Source organism: Bacillus sp. SSR7, from assembly GCF_055902415.1.
Map to the genome: position 1 here is coordinate 1 of NZ_JBVVXV010000009.1, position 18,141 is coordinate 18,141.

Genomic DNA, 18,141 nt, shown 5'->3' on the forward strand with positions numbered 1-18,141 from the left:
AAAGTAAACCAGAGGCAGAAGTAGAGAAGCTGGAAGAAGAAAGTAAACCAGAGGCAGAAGTAGAGAAGCTGGAAGAAGAAAGTAAACCAGAGGCAGAAGTAGAGAAGCTGGAAGAAGAAAGTAAACCAGAGGCAGAAGTAGAGAAGCTGGAAGAAGAAAGTAAACCAGAGGCGGAAGTAGAGAAGCCGAAAGAAGAAAGTAAACCAGAGGCAGAAGTAGAGAAGCCGAAAGAAGAGACAAGTAAATCTGTAACAGTGAGGGAAAATGTAAGTGAGCTAGAAACAAATGTTGAGAAACAAAAAGAGGGTTTAAATGGATTAGGAACGGCGAATGTTCAAAAGAGTGAAGCGGTACAAGCACAGGAAGTAGTGAATCAAACAACGGAAGAAAATGTATCAGATAAACAAGTTAGCAAGCCGAAAGAAGAAAGTAAAAAATCTTTAGCAGCAACAGGTGGACAAGCGAATACATCAATGTTACTTTCAGGTGTAACATTAGTTCTTTCAGCATTGAGTATGTTTGCATTTAGAAAGAGATTATTTAAGAAGTAAATAACGTTTTATCTTATTATATTGCAAAATAATTATATAAGTTTTTGAGAAGACATTATCATGGCAGTTTCATTTTGAAATAGGCTTATGATAATGTTTTTTTAAGGAGGATATAAATGGAAAAGGTGTAAATGTATTAGAGAAGGAGGAGAGGTTATGTATGTCAGTTCGATTTTGAAAATTGAAGAGGTAGCATCATTTATTGCGAATATGAATAAAGATGCTACTCATCATGTTGGGTATTGTGGAGAAGAGAAAGAGGAGTTGTTACAGACAATTATCCATGATTTTTCGGATATAGGGTGGGAACAATCTTTTGTTGCTACTTATGAGAATAATAACTTAATAGGTGTATTAGGATTTGATGTGGATGAAGTAAAGAAATGTGCAGAAATATGGGGACCGTTTATTCTTTCAGCGAATTGGGAAGAAGTTGCGTTACATATGTGGAAGGAACTTATAGAAAAGGTACCCGTTCATATTGAGAAATTTTATGGTTTTTATCATGTGGAAAATAATAATTGTGCCCGCTTAATGAAGGATTTACATGCAAAAGAAAAAGAGCTACATAGTATTTTCAGGTTGAGTAATAGTGGCGTGAAACAACATACTATATGTAATGTAGAAGAAGCTTTACCACAGGTATTCGAGCCGTTTATCGCTTTACACAATAATGTTTTTCCTAATACATATTATGACGGAAATGAAATTATCGAACGTTTAAGTGATACGAATAAATTATTTGTGAGTATGAAGAATGATAAGTTAGAAGGCTACGTATATGTTGAAGTAAATCCGGAGTTTCAAGAAGCAAATATCGAATTTATTGCAACTGCTGAAAATAGTAGAAAAAAAGGTGTCGGAGAGTGTTTATTGCAAGCTGCAATTCAGTATATTTTCTCCTTCCAAGGGATGAGAGAGATAGAACTATGTTTGAATACGAATAATGATCGTGCGATGAAGTTGTACAAGAAAGTGGGTTTTGAGGAGAAGGCATGTTTACAACACTATATAATAGAGTAAAAAACCCATTCATATGAATGGGTTTTATTAATCTACTTTTTTCCTCATCCATCAAGGATTTAGGAGTGATTTGAGGCGCCAATCGTTACATAACCTTTTTTATTTTTTTGGGAACTTCTTTTGTTTGTGAATTAACATTTTCCTTTTGCAACTCTTTAAAGAGCGAAGTAACCATAAGAACGACTACGATAGAAAATGGTAGTGCTGCAATGATAGCTGCAATTTGTAGTGCATTTAATCCTCCAGCTTGTAATAAAATAGCGGCAATTATCGCGATTGTTAATCCCCATATAAGTTTTAAACTATTTTTCGGTGATAAGCTTCCGTTACTCGTTTGCATTGAAACAACAAATGTTGCTGAATCGGCAGAAGTAACGAAAAATGTGGCTACTAAAATTAACCCGATAATCGTTAAAAATGTAGAGAATGGTAGATGTGAAATAACAGCAAATAATCCAATCTCTGTACCATTTTTTGCAATTTCATCAGCTATTCCAAGCGATTGGAACATTTCCATATGGATTGCGGTACCACCAAATACTGCAAACCAAAATGTACAGATAAGAGTTGGGACTAATACAACTCCAAAGATAAATTCTTTTATTGTGCGTCCTTTAGATATACGGGCGATAAATGTACCGACGAATGGAGACCAAGAGATCCACCATCCCCAATAAAAAATAGTCCAGTTTTCAATCCAAGAAGAGGATTTTTCACTAAATGCTCCTAAATTTAATCCCATGCTAGGTAAATCACCAATATAAGAACCAAGTGTAGATGTGAAATATTTCATAATAAATACAGTTGGTCCCAAAAGTAAGAAAGAAACGAGTAAAATACCTGCAAGAGAGAAATTCAAGTTACTCAGATATTTAATCCCACGATCTAAGCCAGTTTGTGCACTTGTTAAATATAAAAGAGCGAAGATAGCTATAAGTACGAGCTGAGTAAGTAAAGTGTTATGGATGGAAGGGAATAAATAGCTTAATCCTCCGGCGATTTGTTGAGCACCAATCCCAACAGATGGTACAATGCCAAATACTGTGGCTAAAACAGCTAGAATATCAACTGCTTTTCCGATACGAGAATTTTTCGATCGATTAAATAATGGAGTAACTGTAGCCCCGATAGTGCTACCTTTTTGTTTGCGGAATGTGAAATATGCAATTGTTAAAGCGACCATTGCGTATAGTGACCACGGAAAGAGTCCCCAGTGGAAAAATGAATATTGCATAGCAAGTTTAGCGCTTTCTTCTGTACCTGCTTTTCCTGTTAACGGATCTGTAAAATGTGAAATCGGTTCAGCGATTCCATAAAAGAGGAGTCCAATTCCCATTCCTGCCCCAAACAACATGGATAACCAAGATGGATAATTATATTTTGGCTTTTCTCCATCTTTACCAAGACGAATAGAACCGTACTTAGAAAATGCTAAATAAGCAGCCAAAATAATCATTGTAGTCATAAGTAGAGAGTAAAACCACCCAAATTTATTGAGGATAAATGAGTTTAAAGAAGATGTAACACTTTGTAAATCGTAGCCTTGTATCCAACTTGCTGGGGTAATTCCCCATATAATGAATAATGTTGTTAGCAAGAAGGAGATATAAAATACACTGTTTTCTTTTTTTATCATAGAATCCCACCCTTGTTTAATAAAGTTAACAATTATAATAATCATAACAATTAAGTTTTTAATTGTCAAAAAATTCCCTTTTTATAATATGAAAGGATGCAATTTGTTTTAGGGAGGTACAGAGCAATGCGTTCACGATATGTACAAATTATAGGAAGAAATAATATGAAATATTGCATTTTATATTGTTGTATCCAGATTTTATGTTAAATTCTTGGATGGAATATTAAAATAGGGGGCAAGGATATGAACAAGAAATCAAAGATCAATAAAGTGATGCTTAGCATTAGTACAATGGCTTTATCGTTAGGTGCACTTCAAACTCATGTAGCAGCGGAAGAAAAAGTACCGTATAACGTGTTGAAAACGAAACCGGTTGGAATTGAAAAGTCGGTAGATGAGATTGGGCACGTTTCTAAAGCGGAGGAAACATTATCGTTTCAAGAACGTTTAAAAGTAGGAGACTTTTCACAGCGACCAGCATCTAATACGAATAAAGCGACAGTAAAGCAAGTTAAAGAAAGCTATTCAATGGCTGATTTAAACAAAATGAATGATCAAGAATTAGTTGAAACATTAGGCAGTATTAAGTGGCACCAAATTACAGACTTATTCCAGTTTAATGAAGATGCAAAAGCTTTTTATAAAGATAAAGGGAAAATGCAAGTTATTATAGATGAATTAGCTCATCGAGGTAGTACATTTACGAAAGATGATTCAAAAGGAATTCAAACATTTACGGAAGTGTTACGTTCAGCTTTTTATTTGGCATTTTATAATAATGAATTAAGTGAATTAAATGAAAGAAGCTTCCAGGACAAATGTTTACCTGCTTTAAAAGCAATCGCAAAAAATCCAAACTTTAAGCTTGGTACAGATGAACAAGATACAGTCGTATCTGCATACGGAAAATTGATTAGTAACGCTTCAAGTGATGTTGAAACGGTTCAATACGCAGCTAATATTTTAAAACAATATAATGATAATCTTCATACGTATGTAGACGATCGTATGAAAGGACAAGCTGTATACGATATAATGCAAGGGATTGACTATGATATACAGTCTTACTTAATTGAGGCTCGTAAAGAAGCGAATGAAACGATGTGGTATGGAAAAGTAGATGGGTTTATTAATGAAATAAATCGTATTGCTCTTCTAAATGAAGTAACACCAGAAAATAAGTGGCTCGTTAATAATGGAATTTACTTTGCTAGTCGTTTAGGGAAGTTTCACAGTAATCCAAATAAAGGATTAGAAGTTGTGACACAGGCAATGCATATGTATCCACGTTTAAGTGAACCGTATTTTGTCGCAGTAGAACAAATTACAACAAATTATAACGGAAAAGATTATAGCGGGAATACAGTAGATTTAGAGAAAATACGTAAAGAAGGAAAAGAGCAGTACTTACCAAAAACGTATACATTTGATGATGGATCTATCGTATTTAAAACAGGAGATAAAGTATCGGAAGAAAAAATTAAGAGACTGTACTGGGCTGCGAAGGAAGTAAAAGCGCAGTATCATCGTGTAATTGGGAATGATAAAGCGTTAGAGCCGGGAAATGCAGATGATATATTAACGATCGTAATTTATAATAGTCCAGATGAATATCAGTTAAATAGACAATTGTATGGATATGAAACAAACAACGGTGGAATTTATATTGAAGAAACAGGAACATTCTTTACATATGAGCGCACGCCAGAACAAAGTATTTATAGTTTAGAAGAGTTATTTCGCCATGAGTTTACTCATTATCTTCAAGGGAGATATGAAGTTCCTGGTTTATTCGGAAGAGGAGATATGTATCAAAATGAGAGATTAACTTGGTTCCAAGAAGGGAATGCTGAATTTTTCGCAGGATCTACTCGAACAAATAATGTAGTACCGAGAAAGAGCATCATTAGTGGATTATCATCTGATCCTGCAAGCCGTTATACTGCAGAGCGCACACTATTTGCTAAATATGGTTCTTGGGATTTCTATAATTACTCGTTCGCATTGCAATCTTACTTATATACGCATCAGTTTGAAACATTTGATAAAATTCAAGATTTGATTCGTGCGAATGACGTGAAAAATTATGATGCATATCGTGAAAATCTAAGTAAAGATCCTAAGTTAAATAAAGAGTATCAAGAGTATATGCAGCAGTTAATTGATAATCAAGATATATACACTGTACCAGAAGTAGCTGATGATTATTTAGCTGAACATGCAACGAAGTCGTTAGCAGCGGTGAAGAAAGAAATTAGTGATACGTTGCCTATGAAAGATACAAAAATGACAAAACATAATTCTCAATTCTTTAATACATTTACATTAGAAGGTACGTATACAGGTAGTGTCACAAAAGGTGAATCAGAAGATTGGAAAGCAATGAGTAAAAGAGTAAATGAATCTTTAGAACAATTGGCGCAAAAAGAATGGAGTGGCTACAAAACTGTTACAGCATACTTCGTCAATTATCGTGTGAATAGCTCAAATCAATTTGAATATGATGTAGTCTTCCACGGTATCGCAAAAGATGACGGAGAAAATAAAGCTCCAACAATTAATATAAACGGCCCTTATAATGGACTTGTAAAAGAAGGTGTTCAATTTAAAAGTGATGGCTCAAAAGATGAAGATGGAAAAATCGTTTCTTATTTATGGGACTTTGGAGATGGAAGCACAAGTGCAGAAGTAAATCCAGTGCATGTATATGAAAGAGAAGGTTCATATAAAGTAACGTTAAGAGTAAAAGATGATAAAGGGAAAGAGAGCAGAAGCGAAACAACGGTTACGGTTAAAGAGGGAAGTTTAAAAGAATTAGAACCAAATAATCGTTCAGAGGAAGCAAATCAGATTGGGCTAAACAATACTATAAAAGGTAGCCTTATCGGCGAGGATCACACTGATGTTTATACATTTAATGTAGCATCAGCGAAAGATATCGATATTTCCGTTTTAAATGAGTATGGAATCGGGATGACATGGGTACTTCACCATGAATCAGATATGCAAAATTATGCTGCTTACGGTCAAGCAAATGGAAATCATATAGATGCAAAAATGAATGCAAAACCAGGTAAGTATTACTTGTATGTATATAAATATGATAATGGCGATGGAACATACGAATTATCAATAAAATAAGTGCTTTTCCAATGTATGTTTAACTTTACTTTTTGTGGAAAATAGTATATTATATAGATATATAATATATCGGTTATTTACTAGGAGGAGCCTGTCACAAGAGGCTTCTCCTGTTCTTTTTTAGGAGGCCTGTCTTACAGGCTTTTCTTTAAAAGGCAAATAACTGAAAATTAAGAACAATAATCTTTGAAAGAGGTGGGGCATACACATAACAAAAAAGGGATTGTTTAAGAGAGGAGGATAAGAAATGGTTTTGTTTGGTTATCCACTTGAAACAATTTATTTATGCGGATTTATTATTGCTACTATACTCACTGTGATTTATATCTTTTTTGGGGATATATTTGAATCCATATTTAGTTTTGGAGGCGGATCGGTATCCGTTGTTACTTTATTACTTAGTTTTTTCGCCATGCTATGTGGACTTAGTTATATAGGAGAATATTTATTTTCCTTTAATAGTATTCTTATTTTCGTGGCTGCATTTGCTATATCCTTTATTGGTGTATTCATAATGAAAATATTAATTTTAAAGCCGATTGCAGAAGCAGAACAAAATACTGTGCAACGTATGGATGAATTCATTGGTTGCAAGGGAGAAGTCATTACGACAATTCCTACAGAAGGATTTGGTGAAGTATTAATCTCCTCCCAATTTGGAAGTAATGCAATTCCAGCTAAAACAATTGGGAAAAAAGATATTTCACAAGGAACTGAAGTTATTATTGAGGGAGTCCAAGATGGTGTTTTGCTTGTACAAAACATCGCTTATTCTTTAAAAAAACCAAAATTATAAGGGGGAATTTACATGACGATTCCATTAATTATTGGTGGAGTTTTACTTGCAATTTTAATTCTACTCATTTTAGTATTCATTACGAAGTATCGAACAGTTGGACCAGATGAAGCGTTAATTGTTACAGGGAACTGGCTTGGTGGTGGGAAAAATGTAGTTACCACTGATGATGGAAAGAAGATTAAGATTATTCGCGGTGGCGGTACATTCGTAGTTCCAATTATGCAAAGAGCAGAACCTTTAAGCCTACTAAATTATAAGTTAGAAGTGGGTACACGCGATACGTATACGAAGCAAGGTGTTCCAGTTACAGTAAATGGTGTTTCTATTATTAAAGTAGGTTCTACAATCGAAGAAGTATCTACAGCAGCTGAGCAATATTTAGGAAAAGAAACAGAAGAGTTAAAGGTAGAAGCAAAAGAGGTTTTAGAAGGTCATTTACGTGCGATTTTATCCTCTATGACAGTAGAAGATGCGTATAGTAATAGAGAGCAATTTGCTCAAAAAGTGCATGAAGTAGCTTCTACAGATTTAAAGAAAATGGGTCTTCGCATCGTTTCCTTTACCATTAAAGAAATCATGGATAAGAACGGTTACTTAGATGCACTTGGTCAGCCGCAAATTGCGACGGTTAAGCGTGATGCAACAATTGCAAATGCAGAGCGTGAAAAGGAAGCTCGTATTGAAAAAGCTCGTGCTGAGAAAGAAGCGAAAGAAGCTGAATACCAACGTGATGCCCAAATTGCTGAAGCTGAAAAACATAAAGAATTAAAAGTACAATCTTATAAGAGAGAGCAAGAACAAGCTCGTGCAGATGCGGATCTTTCTTACGAATTACAACAGGCGAAAGCGCAACAAGGTGTTACAGAAGAGCAAATGCGCGTTAAAATCATTGAGCGTGAGAAACAAATTGAATTAGAAGAAAAAGAGATTGCGCGTCGTGAAAAGCAATACGATGCAGAAGTAAAGAAAAAAGCAGATGCAGATCGTTATGCTGTCGAGCAATCAGCGGAAGCAGAAAAAGTAAAACAGATTAAAAAGGCAGATGCGGATCAATATAAGATTGAAGCAGAAGCGAGAGCACGTGCAGAAGAAGTACGTGTAGAAGGTTTAGCGAAGGCGGAAATTGAGAAAGCGCAAGGTCAAGCGAAAGCGGAAGTACAAAAAGCACAAGGTACAGCAGAAGCCGATGTTATCAGATTAAAAGGTTTAGCGGAAGCAGAAGCGAAACAAAAAATTGCAGAGGCATTTGAGTTATATGGCCAAGCGGCAATTATGGATATGGTACTTAAAATGCTTCCAAGTTATGCGAAGGAAGTTGCAAGCCCACTTAGTAACATTGATAAAATTACAGTTGTGGATACAGGCGGCGGTGGTAAAAATAGCGGCGCCGGAAAAGTTGCAGGTTATGCGACTGATTTAATGGCAACGATGCAAGAAACGTTAAAAGCATCTTCTGGCATTGATTTAAAAGAGTTATTAGAAGGATTTGCTGGAAAAGGAGCAGTACAGCAATTATCAAGCGATAAACCTGTTGTATCTGTAGTAGAAGATGAGAAAAAAGAAATAGAAAAAGAGAAAGAATAGTAAAGCGGGAGGGACCTCTAGTAAGTGCAATGCTAGAGGTTTTTCTGTGGATTATAATATTTCGAATAATATACATTTTTATATATTGTTTTAATTATTTAATTTATATAGAATGAAAAGGGTATGTATTAACTATTTAATAAAAAAAGAGATGAAGAGTTAATACAATTAATCGTGTAATTTATATAAATAAATTAAATGTGAGATAATTACATTTAAAACGGTATGGAGGGGTAAAAATATGTTTCAAGGGAAATTAAGGAGTAGTAGTCTAAAAGCAAAGTTACTTGTATCATTTGTTATCATTTTAATTCTTCCAAGTATTGTAATTGGTTGGACGTCTTATCAGCAAGCGAAGACAAACTTTAATGAAACGATTTCACAAACGGCGAAAGATAATATAAAAATTTTGGATAATGTAATTAATAAAGAATTGGATAGTAAAAAAGTAGATGCAGTTTATTTTACGAAGTTATTTACACAATCAAGTTACCAAACGGATCAAATACAAAATATCCAAAATAAACTAGAAGAATATAATAAGTTACATCCAGAATTAGAAGCCATCTATACTGGATCGAGCAATGGGCAGTTTATTCAATCACCGTCTATTCAAATGCCAGAAGGATATAATCCTACTGAAAGAGATTGGTATAAAGAAGCAGTGAAAAAAAGTGGAGAAGTAATTATTACAGCTCCATATAAATCAAAAACGACAGGAAATATTGTTATTACAATAGCAAAGCAAAATGAGGATAAGAGCGGTGTTCTAGGTATTGATTTAATTATTAATGATATCGTAAACACTTCAAAGATGGTTAATATCGGTAAAAAAGGATATGTAGCAATTTTTGATCAAGATAAAAATGTAGTAGCACATCCGACGATGAAGCCAGGAGATAAGGTAGAAGAGAAGCTTGAAAAAGAGTTGTACAAACAAGAAACAGGTGATTTTAATTTCACATTAGATGGTGAAGAGCGTCATATCACTTTTAAAACAAATAAGATAACTGGATGGAAATTAGCAGGAATTATGCCTGCAAAAGAAATTATTGAAGCAGCTGAACCTATTTTCTATAAAACGCTAACTGTTATTGGTATTTCATTAATAATTGGTGGGATTTTAATTTACTTCATAATTGCTTCTATTATTAGTCCGTTAAAACAACTTGTTATATCATCGAAAAAGATTAGTGAAGGCGATTTAACAGAAACAATTACAGTTCATTCTAAAGATGAAATTGGACAGCTAGGAGAAAGTTTTAACGAGATGGCGGCATCATTACATCAGGTCATTTCTAATATAAATACTTCAGCAAGTCATGTGGCGGCATCTTCAGAAGAATTAACAGCTAGTATGAAGCAGACAAGTGAAGCAACGGAACAAATTACACAAGCAATAGAGCAAGTGTCGAGCGGATCGGAAATACAAACGAAAGAAGTTGAAGAAGGCGCAACATTATTAGAAGAAGTTACAGAAGGAATTCAGCGTGTTGCAGATAGTTCTTCATTAGTATCCACAGCATCTATGTATACGAAGAAAAAGGCTGAAGATGGTGGAAGGTTAGTTGAAAAAACTGTGAATCAAATGCAATTAATCCATGAGTCTGTTTCACAATCAGATAAAGTCATTGTTTTGTTAGATGATAAATCAAAACAAATTGGAGCAATCCTTGAGGTGATTCAACATATTGCAGAGCAGACAAATTTATTAGCATTAAATGCGGCAATTGAGGCTGCGAGAGCTGGAGAGCAAGGAAGAGGATTTGCAATTGTAGCCGATGAAGTGCGAAAATTAGCTGAGCAATCAGGACAGTCTTCTACGGAAATTGGAAAACTAGTAAAAGAGATCCAATTTGATATAAAGGAAACGGTAAGTTCTATGAAGCAAGTTGGGACAGAAGTACAATCAGGGCTTGTAGTTGCAAATGAAACGAAGCAAAGCTTTGCAGAAATATTGAAATCTACGGATGATACAGTTGTACAAATTGATAACATGGTAGATGTAGCGAAGCAAATGACGGTAGATGCAAGACAAGTAAGTGCATCTATTAATGAAATTGCAGCTACGATTGAAGAAAATGCAGCAAGCGTTCAAAATATTGCTGGTTCCTCTGAAGAACAATTAGCTTCAGTAGATGAAATAAATGCAGCAGCAGTCCATTTATCACAAATGGCAGAAGAATTACAAGAGATGATTGGTAAGTTTAAAGTGTAATAACGAATGCTAAGAAACGAGGTAATAATTTTACTTCGTTTCTTTTTTATGAATAGAAAAAGAAATATAGAGTAACCATGTTATGATTAAGTATAATTAAAGAGACTGTATATTCTTTAAATTCTATCTTTAATCATGTTAGGGGAATGGTTTTGAAATTAAAAAAATTAAAACTACAACCGAGAATTACATTAACTATTAGTACACTAATTTTAGTTGTACTGCTGTTAACGAGTTACTTATTTTATTACATATTATCTGAAACGGTAGAAGAGCAAATTGGGAAACGGGCTTTGCATGTTGCGAAAACAGTTGCTGCTATACCTGAAATAAAGGAAGCTTTTCAAAAAGAAAATCCAGCTTCTATCATTCAGCCGATTGCAGAAAAAATTCGAATTGATACAGATGCTGATTTTATTGTAGTTGGAAATAAAGAGGGGATTCGATATGCACATCCTAAGCGAGATAAAATAGGAGAAGCAATGGTTGGTGGAGATAACGAAGGGGTTCTATTAGAAGGGAAATCTTATGTTTCGAGAGCAACTGGATCATTAGGCCCTTCATTACGCGGAAAAGTTCCAATCCGTAATCAGGAAAATGAAATTATTGGCGTGGTGTCTGTTGGATTTTCAATGGATGATATTCATGGTGCAGTAGAAGTGTATGGAAAGCGTGTATTTTGGATTACAATAGCAGGTCTTTTAATTGGGATAATTGGTTCTATATATTTAGCAGGCAGTATAAAAAGAATGATGTTTGGTATGGAGCCAGAAGAAATTTCATCTTTATATGAAGAGCATAGTACAGTGATTCAATCTGTACGTGAAGGGATTATTGTCATTGATCAAAATGGGATGATTAGATTAGTCAATCAAGCAGCTTATGACATTCTTTCATTAGATGAACAACGAAATATTATTGGAGAATTTATTTTAGATGTAATTCCTAATTCAACGATACTAGATGTACTTCAAACTGGGGAAGAACAGTTTGATCGTCAATTAAATATAAAAGGGCAGGCTGTTATTGCGAACCGTCTACCTATTAAAGTAAAGAATAAAGTAACTGGTGTTGTATCGAGCTTACGTTTGAAATCTGAAATGGATCAGTTAACAGCAGAATTATCTCAGACGAAGCAATATACAGAGGCATTACGAGCGCAAACACATGAATATAATAACTTATTGTATACGCTCTCAGGCCTTATCCAGTTAGAATCATATGAAGATGCTTTAGAGCTTATTCATAAGGAAACGGCGGTCTATCAAGATTTTGTTCAATTTATTATGAAGCGAATTCAAAATCCGTGGTTAGGTGGGATTTTAATTGGATTCTATAATAGAGCAAGAGAGTTGAAGATTGATTTTATGCTAGATAGAGAGAGTAGTTTAGACAAATTAAGCCCGCACATTGAGAGTAATTATGTCGTTTCTATTTTAGGAAATTTAATTACGAATGCATTTGAAGCGATTGAAAGAAATGAAGAACATAATAAGAAAGTAAGAATGTTTGTAACTGATATTGGAGAAGAAATAGTCATTGAAGTGGAAGACTCAGGACAAGGGATTCATGATGAGGTCATTACTAGCATATTCTATAAAGGCTTCTCGACGAAAGAAGGCGAGAAGCGAGGGTATGGATTAGCAAAAGTGAAAGAGTTAGTAGAAGATTTAAATGGAAGTATCGCAATCGAAAAAGGGGATTTAGGTGGTGCATTGTTTATTATTGCATTACCAAAAGAGAGAGGCGAATTGTAATGGGTGAGGAGATTGAAGTATTGATTGTAGAAGATGATATTCGAATTGCGGACATTCATCGTCGTTTTACTGAAAAAATTGAGGGGTTTAAAGTCATCGGAACAGCAACGAATGGAGAACAAGCGAAAGAATGGCTAGATCTTGTGAAGCCACAGCTCGTTTTATTAGACGTGTACCTACCTGATATGCAAGGAACGGAACTTGTCACATATATTAGACATAATTTACATGATACAGATATTATTATGATTACAGCTGCATCGGAAACAGATGTAGTGAGGCACGCCCTGCGAGGTGGAGTAACAGATTATATCGTAAAACCACTTATGTTTGATCGATTTAAAACAAGTTTGGAAAATTATCAAAAAAAACTTGTACAGCTAAAGAAAAATAATCAGTTATCTATAGAACAAATTGAACATTTATGGTCTCAAAGAGGCGTAAAGGGAAATGAAATAGAATATGCCCCGAAAGGGATAGATCCCTTAACTTTAGCAAAAATAAAAAAACATATGTTAACAGTGAATGAAGAAGGTATTACTGCGGAAGTGCTAAGCTCAATGGTCGGAGTAAGCAGGTCAACAGCGAGGCGTTATTTAGAATATTTAATATCAGGAAAGAAAGTTCATGCGGAGCTTATATATGGGAGTGTAGGGAGACCAGAAAGAAGATATTTTCTTGTTTCTTCATAATAAAAAACAGTAGAGGATATATGTCCGCTACTGTTTTTTATTTTATATTGGAATAATCCCAATTAAAATTCCAGTAATCAACATGACCATTGTCGTTCCAACTGCCCACAATAAAGTAAAACGTTGATGTTCACCAAAATCAACTTTTGCCATCCCAACTAATAAATAAGTGGATGCGACAAGAGGGCTTAATAAGTGAACAGGTTGCCCGAGTAAGGAAGCGCGTCCCATTTCAGCTGCACTAATTCCGTAAGTGGCAGCAGCTTTCGTTAAAATAGGTAGTACACCGAAATAAAATGCATCATTGGACATGAAAAATGTGAATGGCATGCTAAGAAGAGCTGTAATAATTGGTAGTTGTGGTCCAAGGGCGTCTGGTATAAGAGTTACTACACTTTTAGCCATTGCATCTACCATTTTTGTTCCTGATAAAATCCCAGTGAAAATCCCAGCGGCAAATACGAGAGAAACAACAGCTAACACGTTTCCTGCATGAGAAGCAATACGCTCTTTCTGTTGCTCTAAGTTCGGATAGTTAATCATAACAGCAATAGCGAAAGCGATTGTAAATAAAACAGGTAACGGCATAACTTCTAGTATGAGACAGACAAGTAAGGTAGCAGTTAATAAAAAGTTAATCCATAGAAGTTTAGGGCGCTTATGAACAGCAGCTTCTAATGTTGCAGCTTGCTCATCCATTGTTTGCATTTGTTTTAAATATTGTACATCCATAATTCCTAAACGTTTTCTCTCTTTTTTGCCAAGATAGTAAGCAACGAAAACTACCCAAAGTGCACCAGCGATCATTCCTGGTATAAGTGGTGTAAAGAGCTCTGAAGCGTCTAGTCCAAGTGCACTCATAACACGAGCTGTCGGTCCACCCCACGGTGTAAGATTTGTCACCCCTGCACCTAACATAACAACCCCAGCTAATATAAGTGGATTCATCCCAAGGCGTTTATATAGTGGGTACATTGCGGAAACAGTAATCATATAGGTTGTCGTTCCATCCCCATCTAATGAAACGATAATCGTAAGAATTGCTGTGCCAACAACAATTTTTAAAGGATCTCCTTTTACAAATTTCAAAATCCTACTAATGACAGGATCGAATAAACCGCTATCAATCATAATTCCAAAATATAAAATAGCAAACATAAGCATAATACCAGTAGGTGCTAGTTTTTGAATTCCTTCTAACATCATAGGCCCCATGTCTGCATAAAAGCCTCCAATTAATGCGAAAGTAATTGGAATTAATATTAATGCTACTAGTGCTGACATACGTTTCGTCATAATTAAAAACATAAAGACAAATACCATCGCAAATCCAAGTAGTGCTAACATGTAATCTCCCCCTCAAAAATGATTGCGCTTTCAAAATAAAATAAAAATTCAGAAAAAAGTTTTTTTGTTTATCATAAAAGCATTCATTCGAATGGTAAATAATTTGAAAAATAACATCATTAGAAGCATAATTTTTATTTTGGTCATTTTGTTCACGGTAGTTAATTTGAATTTTTAAAAAGTAAGCTGCTCTCCATAAGAATGGTAGAATAAGATGAAAATATTGAAGTGTGAAATAGGGAGTAGATTTTATATGAAAACAAGAATGGAAGAGATTTGTAGTTCTTATGAAGGAAAAGTAGAAGAGATTTTTGTTAATGAATCTTCTTACGTATATGAGTGGGAAAAATTAATGATGATCCGAAAAAATAACGGTGAGCTTGAAAAAGTTGCAGTTGGCATCAGTGGAAATATAAGATTAGTAAATGTAGTTGTTGGGCAGCAAATTCATACAGATACATTATTAATTAAAATAGAAGATGATTTAGTAATTACAGGTTGTGAATGATGAGAGGTGTGTAGAGAGGACTACACATCTTTTTTGTTCCATATATTACAAAAGACACATCGTTTTTTCACAAATCGCACACAAGTTTTTGATATGCTCCTTGTAGAAGATAAGGTTAGGGAGGAAATACAATGAGAACAAAGTATGTGATGCTTGCTATATGCTTATTCTTTGTCTTTACAATTGTAGGATGTGGTAAGAAACAAGCAGAGGCTGTGGCAATTGATGAGAAGCATGATAAGTGTGATATTTGCCAAATTGGGGTAATGGATAATCAATTTGCAACAGAAATCATTTTAGAAAATGGAAAAGCATTAAAGTTTGATGATATCGGTTGTATGTATAAATGGATGGAGATTAATCCGGGTGTAAAGACGAAAGAAAAATTTGTTCGAGATTATGATTCGAAAGATTGGGTTTCGTTAGAAGACGCTACTTACGTATATGATAAAACAATTACAACACCAATGGCTTATAATGTCATTTCATTTAAAAACAAAAAAGATGCAGAGAGCTTTGTATCTAACTATAAGGGGAAAGTTCTTTCGTATAAAGAGCTAGCAGAGCATAAATGGGAAATGAATAAAGAAATGATGGGGAACCCGAAAAAGGGAAATCACGGTGGGCATCATTAATACTAGAAAAAGACAACTATATAGTTGTCTTTTTCTAGTATTATTCAGGTGCAAATATAGAAAAGGTGTAAAATTTTTAGAAGAACGGTTACAATGGAATGTAGTGACCTAAAGCAATTATTTACCCAGTATTAACGGGCAGTAAAACTCCCACCTCAAAATTAGGCAGGAGCAAAGAAGTTAGGTGGGAGATCAACAGCCCGTAAATACCCGATTGGTTCAACTAATAATCAGTGGGGTGAACCCTCCCACTGATTAAAGTTTCACTTTATGTACTTTTTAGAAATGTATACAAATGCGGTGAAAACGTGCTAAACTAATTGCTTCATAATGTTAATGATGAGGCCATCAGGCGTATCATTCCAATAGGTTGAGAAACATAGTATAAGTTTAAGATACTCCAATTAAAGAAGGAATATAAAGGGCTTATGGATAAATGTACTCAAGAAGAGTTATTGTATGTGATGGAGGAATGGTTAAGAAAACATTATCTTTCATAGGAGCTGTAGTTGTGAGAAAACAAAAAATTTTATTATGTATGTTATTAGGACTTTTAATGACCGTAGTGGCTTGTGATAAGCAAGAAGAGCCAGAATCGAAACCGGTTCATGTGAAAAACGAAAAGAAAAAAGAGAAGCATAAAGAACAGGAAGAATCTAAAGAAGAAAAAAGTATAAATTTAATGGACAAACAGTTGCTACTTTCTGCAACTCTTGGAGACACAGAAACAGCTATGAAGTTGATCCAAGATGGAGCGAATATAAATGTAGAAGGTGACAACGGAGAAACACCTGTCCTTGCAGCAACGTACCAAAATCATGTAGAGACAGTGAAAGCATTAATTGGTGCAGGTGCTAATATTGAAATTAAAGATGAGAAACAAAGTAATCCACTTCTTTATGCAAGTAGAGAAGGCTATACGGATATTGTAAAAGTATTAATTAATGCAGGAGTTAATACGAAAGAAACGACTAAGTCAGGTGGAACAGCACTTATTTCTGCATCTGAGCGTGGCCATGTAGAGGTCGTAAAAGAATTGTTAGAGCATACAGATATTGATGTGAATTATAAAAATGCTCGTGGTGGAACAGCTTTAGTAGAAGCAATCGTATTAGGAAATGGTAGTGAAAACCATAAGAAAGTAATTCAAATGCTTATTGACCACGGTGCAGATGTAAATATGGCCAATAAGGAGAATATTACGCCACTGCAATATGCTGAAAAAAGAGGTTTTAAAGATATTGCAAATATGTTGAGGACAGCTGGAGCGAATGAAGTAGTACAGCCACAACAACCAGTAGAATAAAAAACGAAAAATAATCCCATTTAGATAGACAGAATGAAGAAATCAGTTAGCATGATGGATTCAGTAATGTGTATGTAAATGGGATTTTTATTTTGAGCATGAAAAATAGATTGTAAATAGTATATGAAGTAACTAAGGAGGATATAAATGAGGCTCTCAGAACTTGATTTAATAGTAATTCAAGTAGAGGTTTTATTTGTTCATAATCAAGTAGGAAAAATCAAATATGTAAATGAACAAGGAAATACGAAAGCACCACGCTTTTTTCTTGGCAGAACTCGTGAAGGGAGTATAACGAGATATCATTGTGATCTGGATGATGAAACGGTAGGTAAGATTGAGAAATTAATTCGAGAACCTTCAAATCATATAGAGATAGCAAAGATTATCCATGTATTAAATGAAGAAAGAACAGTAAAAAATATTTGGATGGGCCCTGCTTTCATGTTCTCTAATAATTTACATAAGCCAACTAGAACAATACAGATAACAGAGAAGAATAAAGAGCTTTTGCGAGAAAATTTTCCTAATCTAATAGAACAGATGGAGTGGAGGCAACCTTACTTTGCAATTGTAAAAAATGAAAAGGTAGTTTCTATATGTTGCAGTGCTAGGAGTACACCTGTAGCTGCTGAGGCGAGTGTGGAAACTTTAGCGGAGTTTCAAGGGAATGGATATGGTACTGATGTTGTTACAGCCTGGGCGATATCAATACAAGAAGAAAACCGCATTCCACTTTATAGTACTTCTTGGGATAACTTTGCTTCACAAGCAGTTGCAAAAAAACTAAAACTAATTAACTATGGAATGAATTTGCATATCACTTAAATTTTAAAAATAGTTGTTTGCGGTTGGGATTCATCCATATATTTAGATTATTGTTAAAAATATGGTGAATATTAACATTCGATTAACACCTAATTAACAATTTATCAAAACTG

The 18,141-nt window shown here is 34.6% G+C and carries 14 protein-coding genes and 1 pseudogene; 13 read left to right on the forward strand and 2 right to left on the reverse strand.

From position 1 onward, the window contains the following. Window positions 1-551: LPXTG cell wall anchor domain-containing protein (locus tag AC0NJG_RS16550; protein WP_474063228.1), on the forward strand; the 551-nt coding region annotated here is incomplete at its 5' end. A 156-nt stretch (window positions 552-707) separates the two neighbouring features. Beyond that, window positions 708-1,574 (forward strand): GNAT family N-acetyltransferase, encoded by an 867-nt coding sequence (locus tag AC0NJG_RS16555; protein WP_308901573.1) that lies wholly within the window; start codon window positions 708-710, stop codon window positions 1,572-1,574. 85 nt (window positions 1,575-1,659) lie between these two features. Here AC0NJG_RS16555 and opuD read toward each other — a convergent pair whose 3' ends face one another. Continuing rightward, the gene (opuD, locus tag AC0NJG_RS16560; protein ID WP_308901572.1) at window positions 1,660-3,210 is read right to left on the reverse strand and encodes a glycine betaine transporter OpuD; all 1,551 of its coding nucleotides are present in this window, start codon (window positions 3,208-3,210) and stop codon (window positions 1,660-1,662) included. A gap of 246 nt (window positions 3,211-3,456) precedes the next feature. Between opuD and colA the strand changes: the two genes are divergently transcribed. From colA to AC0NJG_RS16595, 7 genes and pseudogenes are all read left to right on the forward strand, one after another. Beyond that, entirely contained in the window at window positions 3,457-6,354 is a 2,898-nt protein-coding gene (gene colA / locus AC0NJG_RS16565) for a collagenase ColA (RefSeq protein WP_173602078.1), read from the forward strand. Between the two features lie 247 nt (window positions 6,355-6,601). Beyond that, window positions 6,602-7,150: an NfeD family protein gene (locus AC0NJG_RS16570; protein ID WP_474063229.1), complete on the forward strand. Its 549-nt coding sequence runs from the start codon at window positions 6,602-6,604 to the stop codon at window positions 7,148-7,150. A 12-nt stretch (window positions 7,151-7,162) separates the two neighbouring features. Further along, a complete protein-coding gene (locus AC0NJG_RS16575) occupies window positions 7,163-8,737 on the forward strand; it encodes a flotillin family protein (protein WP_087953905.1) in 1,575 nt (524 codons plus the stop codon). A gap of 241 nt (window positions 8,738-8,978) precedes the next feature. Then, window positions 8,979-10,016: pseudogene (locus AC0NJG_RS16580) on the forward strand (HAMP domain-containing protein); the annotation flags it as partial. A 78-nt stretch (window positions 10,017-10,094) separates the two neighbouring features. Next, the gene (locus AC0NJG_RS16585) at window positions 10,095-10,955 is read left to right on the forward strand and encodes a methyl-accepting chemotaxis protein (protein WP_373687608.1); all 861 of its coding nucleotides are present in this window, start codon (window positions 10,095-10,097) and stop codon (window positions 10,953-10,955) included. Between the two features lie 146 nt (window positions 10,956-11,101). Next, the gene (locus AC0NJG_RS16590; RefSeq protein WP_011039983.1) at window positions 11,102-12,712 is read left to right on the forward strand and encodes an ATP-binding protein; all 1,611 of its coding nucleotides are present in this window, start codon (window positions 11,102-11,104) and stop codon (window positions 12,710-12,712) included. Next, window positions 12,712-13,404: a response regulator gene (locus AC0NJG_RS16595; protein WP_087953903.1), complete on the forward strand. Its 693-nt coding sequence runs from the start codon at window positions 12,712-12,714 to the stop codon at window positions 13,402-13,404. Before AC0NJG_RS16590 ends, AC0NJG_RS16595 begins: the two co-directional genes overlap by 1 nt. A gap of 42 nt (window positions 13,405-13,446) precedes the next feature. Here the strand turns inward: AC0NJG_RS16595 and AC0NJG_RS16600 are convergent, their stop codons facing one another. Beyond that, window positions 13,447-14,751 carry a CitMHS family transporter gene (locus AC0NJG_RS16600; protein ID WP_087997466.1) on the reverse strand — a complete coding sequence of 435 codons (1,305 nt, stop codon included), beginning with the start codon at window positions 14,749-14,751 and terminating at the stop codon, window positions 13,447-13,449. Window positions 14,752-15,004: 253 nt separating this feature from the next. On the opposite strand from AC0NJG_RS16600, the gene AC0NJG_RS16605 reads away from it, so the two are divergent. The 4 genes from AC0NJG_RS16605 (at window position 15,005) to AC0NJG_RS16620 (ending at window position 18,028) form a co-directional block, all read left to right on the forward strand. After that, the gene (locus AC0NJG_RS16605) at window positions 15,005-15,259 is read left to right on the forward strand and encodes a hypothetical protein (protein WP_000857644.1); all 255 of its coding nucleotides are present in this window, start codon (window positions 15,005-15,007) and stop codon (window positions 15,257-15,259) included. 131 nt (window positions 15,260-15,390) lie between these two features. Further along, window positions 15,391-15,894 carry a nitrous oxide reductase accessory protein NosL gene (locus AC0NJG_RS16610; protein WP_087953901.1) on the forward strand — a complete coding sequence of 168 codons (504 nt, stop codon included), beginning with the start codon at window positions 15,391-15,393 and terminating at the stop codon, window positions 15,892-15,894. A gap of 436 nt (window positions 15,895-16,330) precedes the next feature. After that, a complete protein-coding gene (locus AC0NJG_RS16615) occupies window positions 16,331-17,200 on the forward strand; it encodes an ankyrin repeat domain-containing protein (RefSeq protein WP_140168796.1) in 870 nt (289 codons plus the stop codon). Window positions 17,201-17,347: 147 nt separating this feature from the next. Next, on the forward strand, window positions 17,348-18,028 hold the full coding sequence (locus tag AC0NJG_RS16620) for a GNAT family N-acetyltransferase (protein WP_087997464.1): 681 nt from the start codon (window positions 17,348-17,350) through the stop codon (window positions 18,026-18,028). Window positions 18,029-18,141 lie beyond the last annotated feature (113 nt).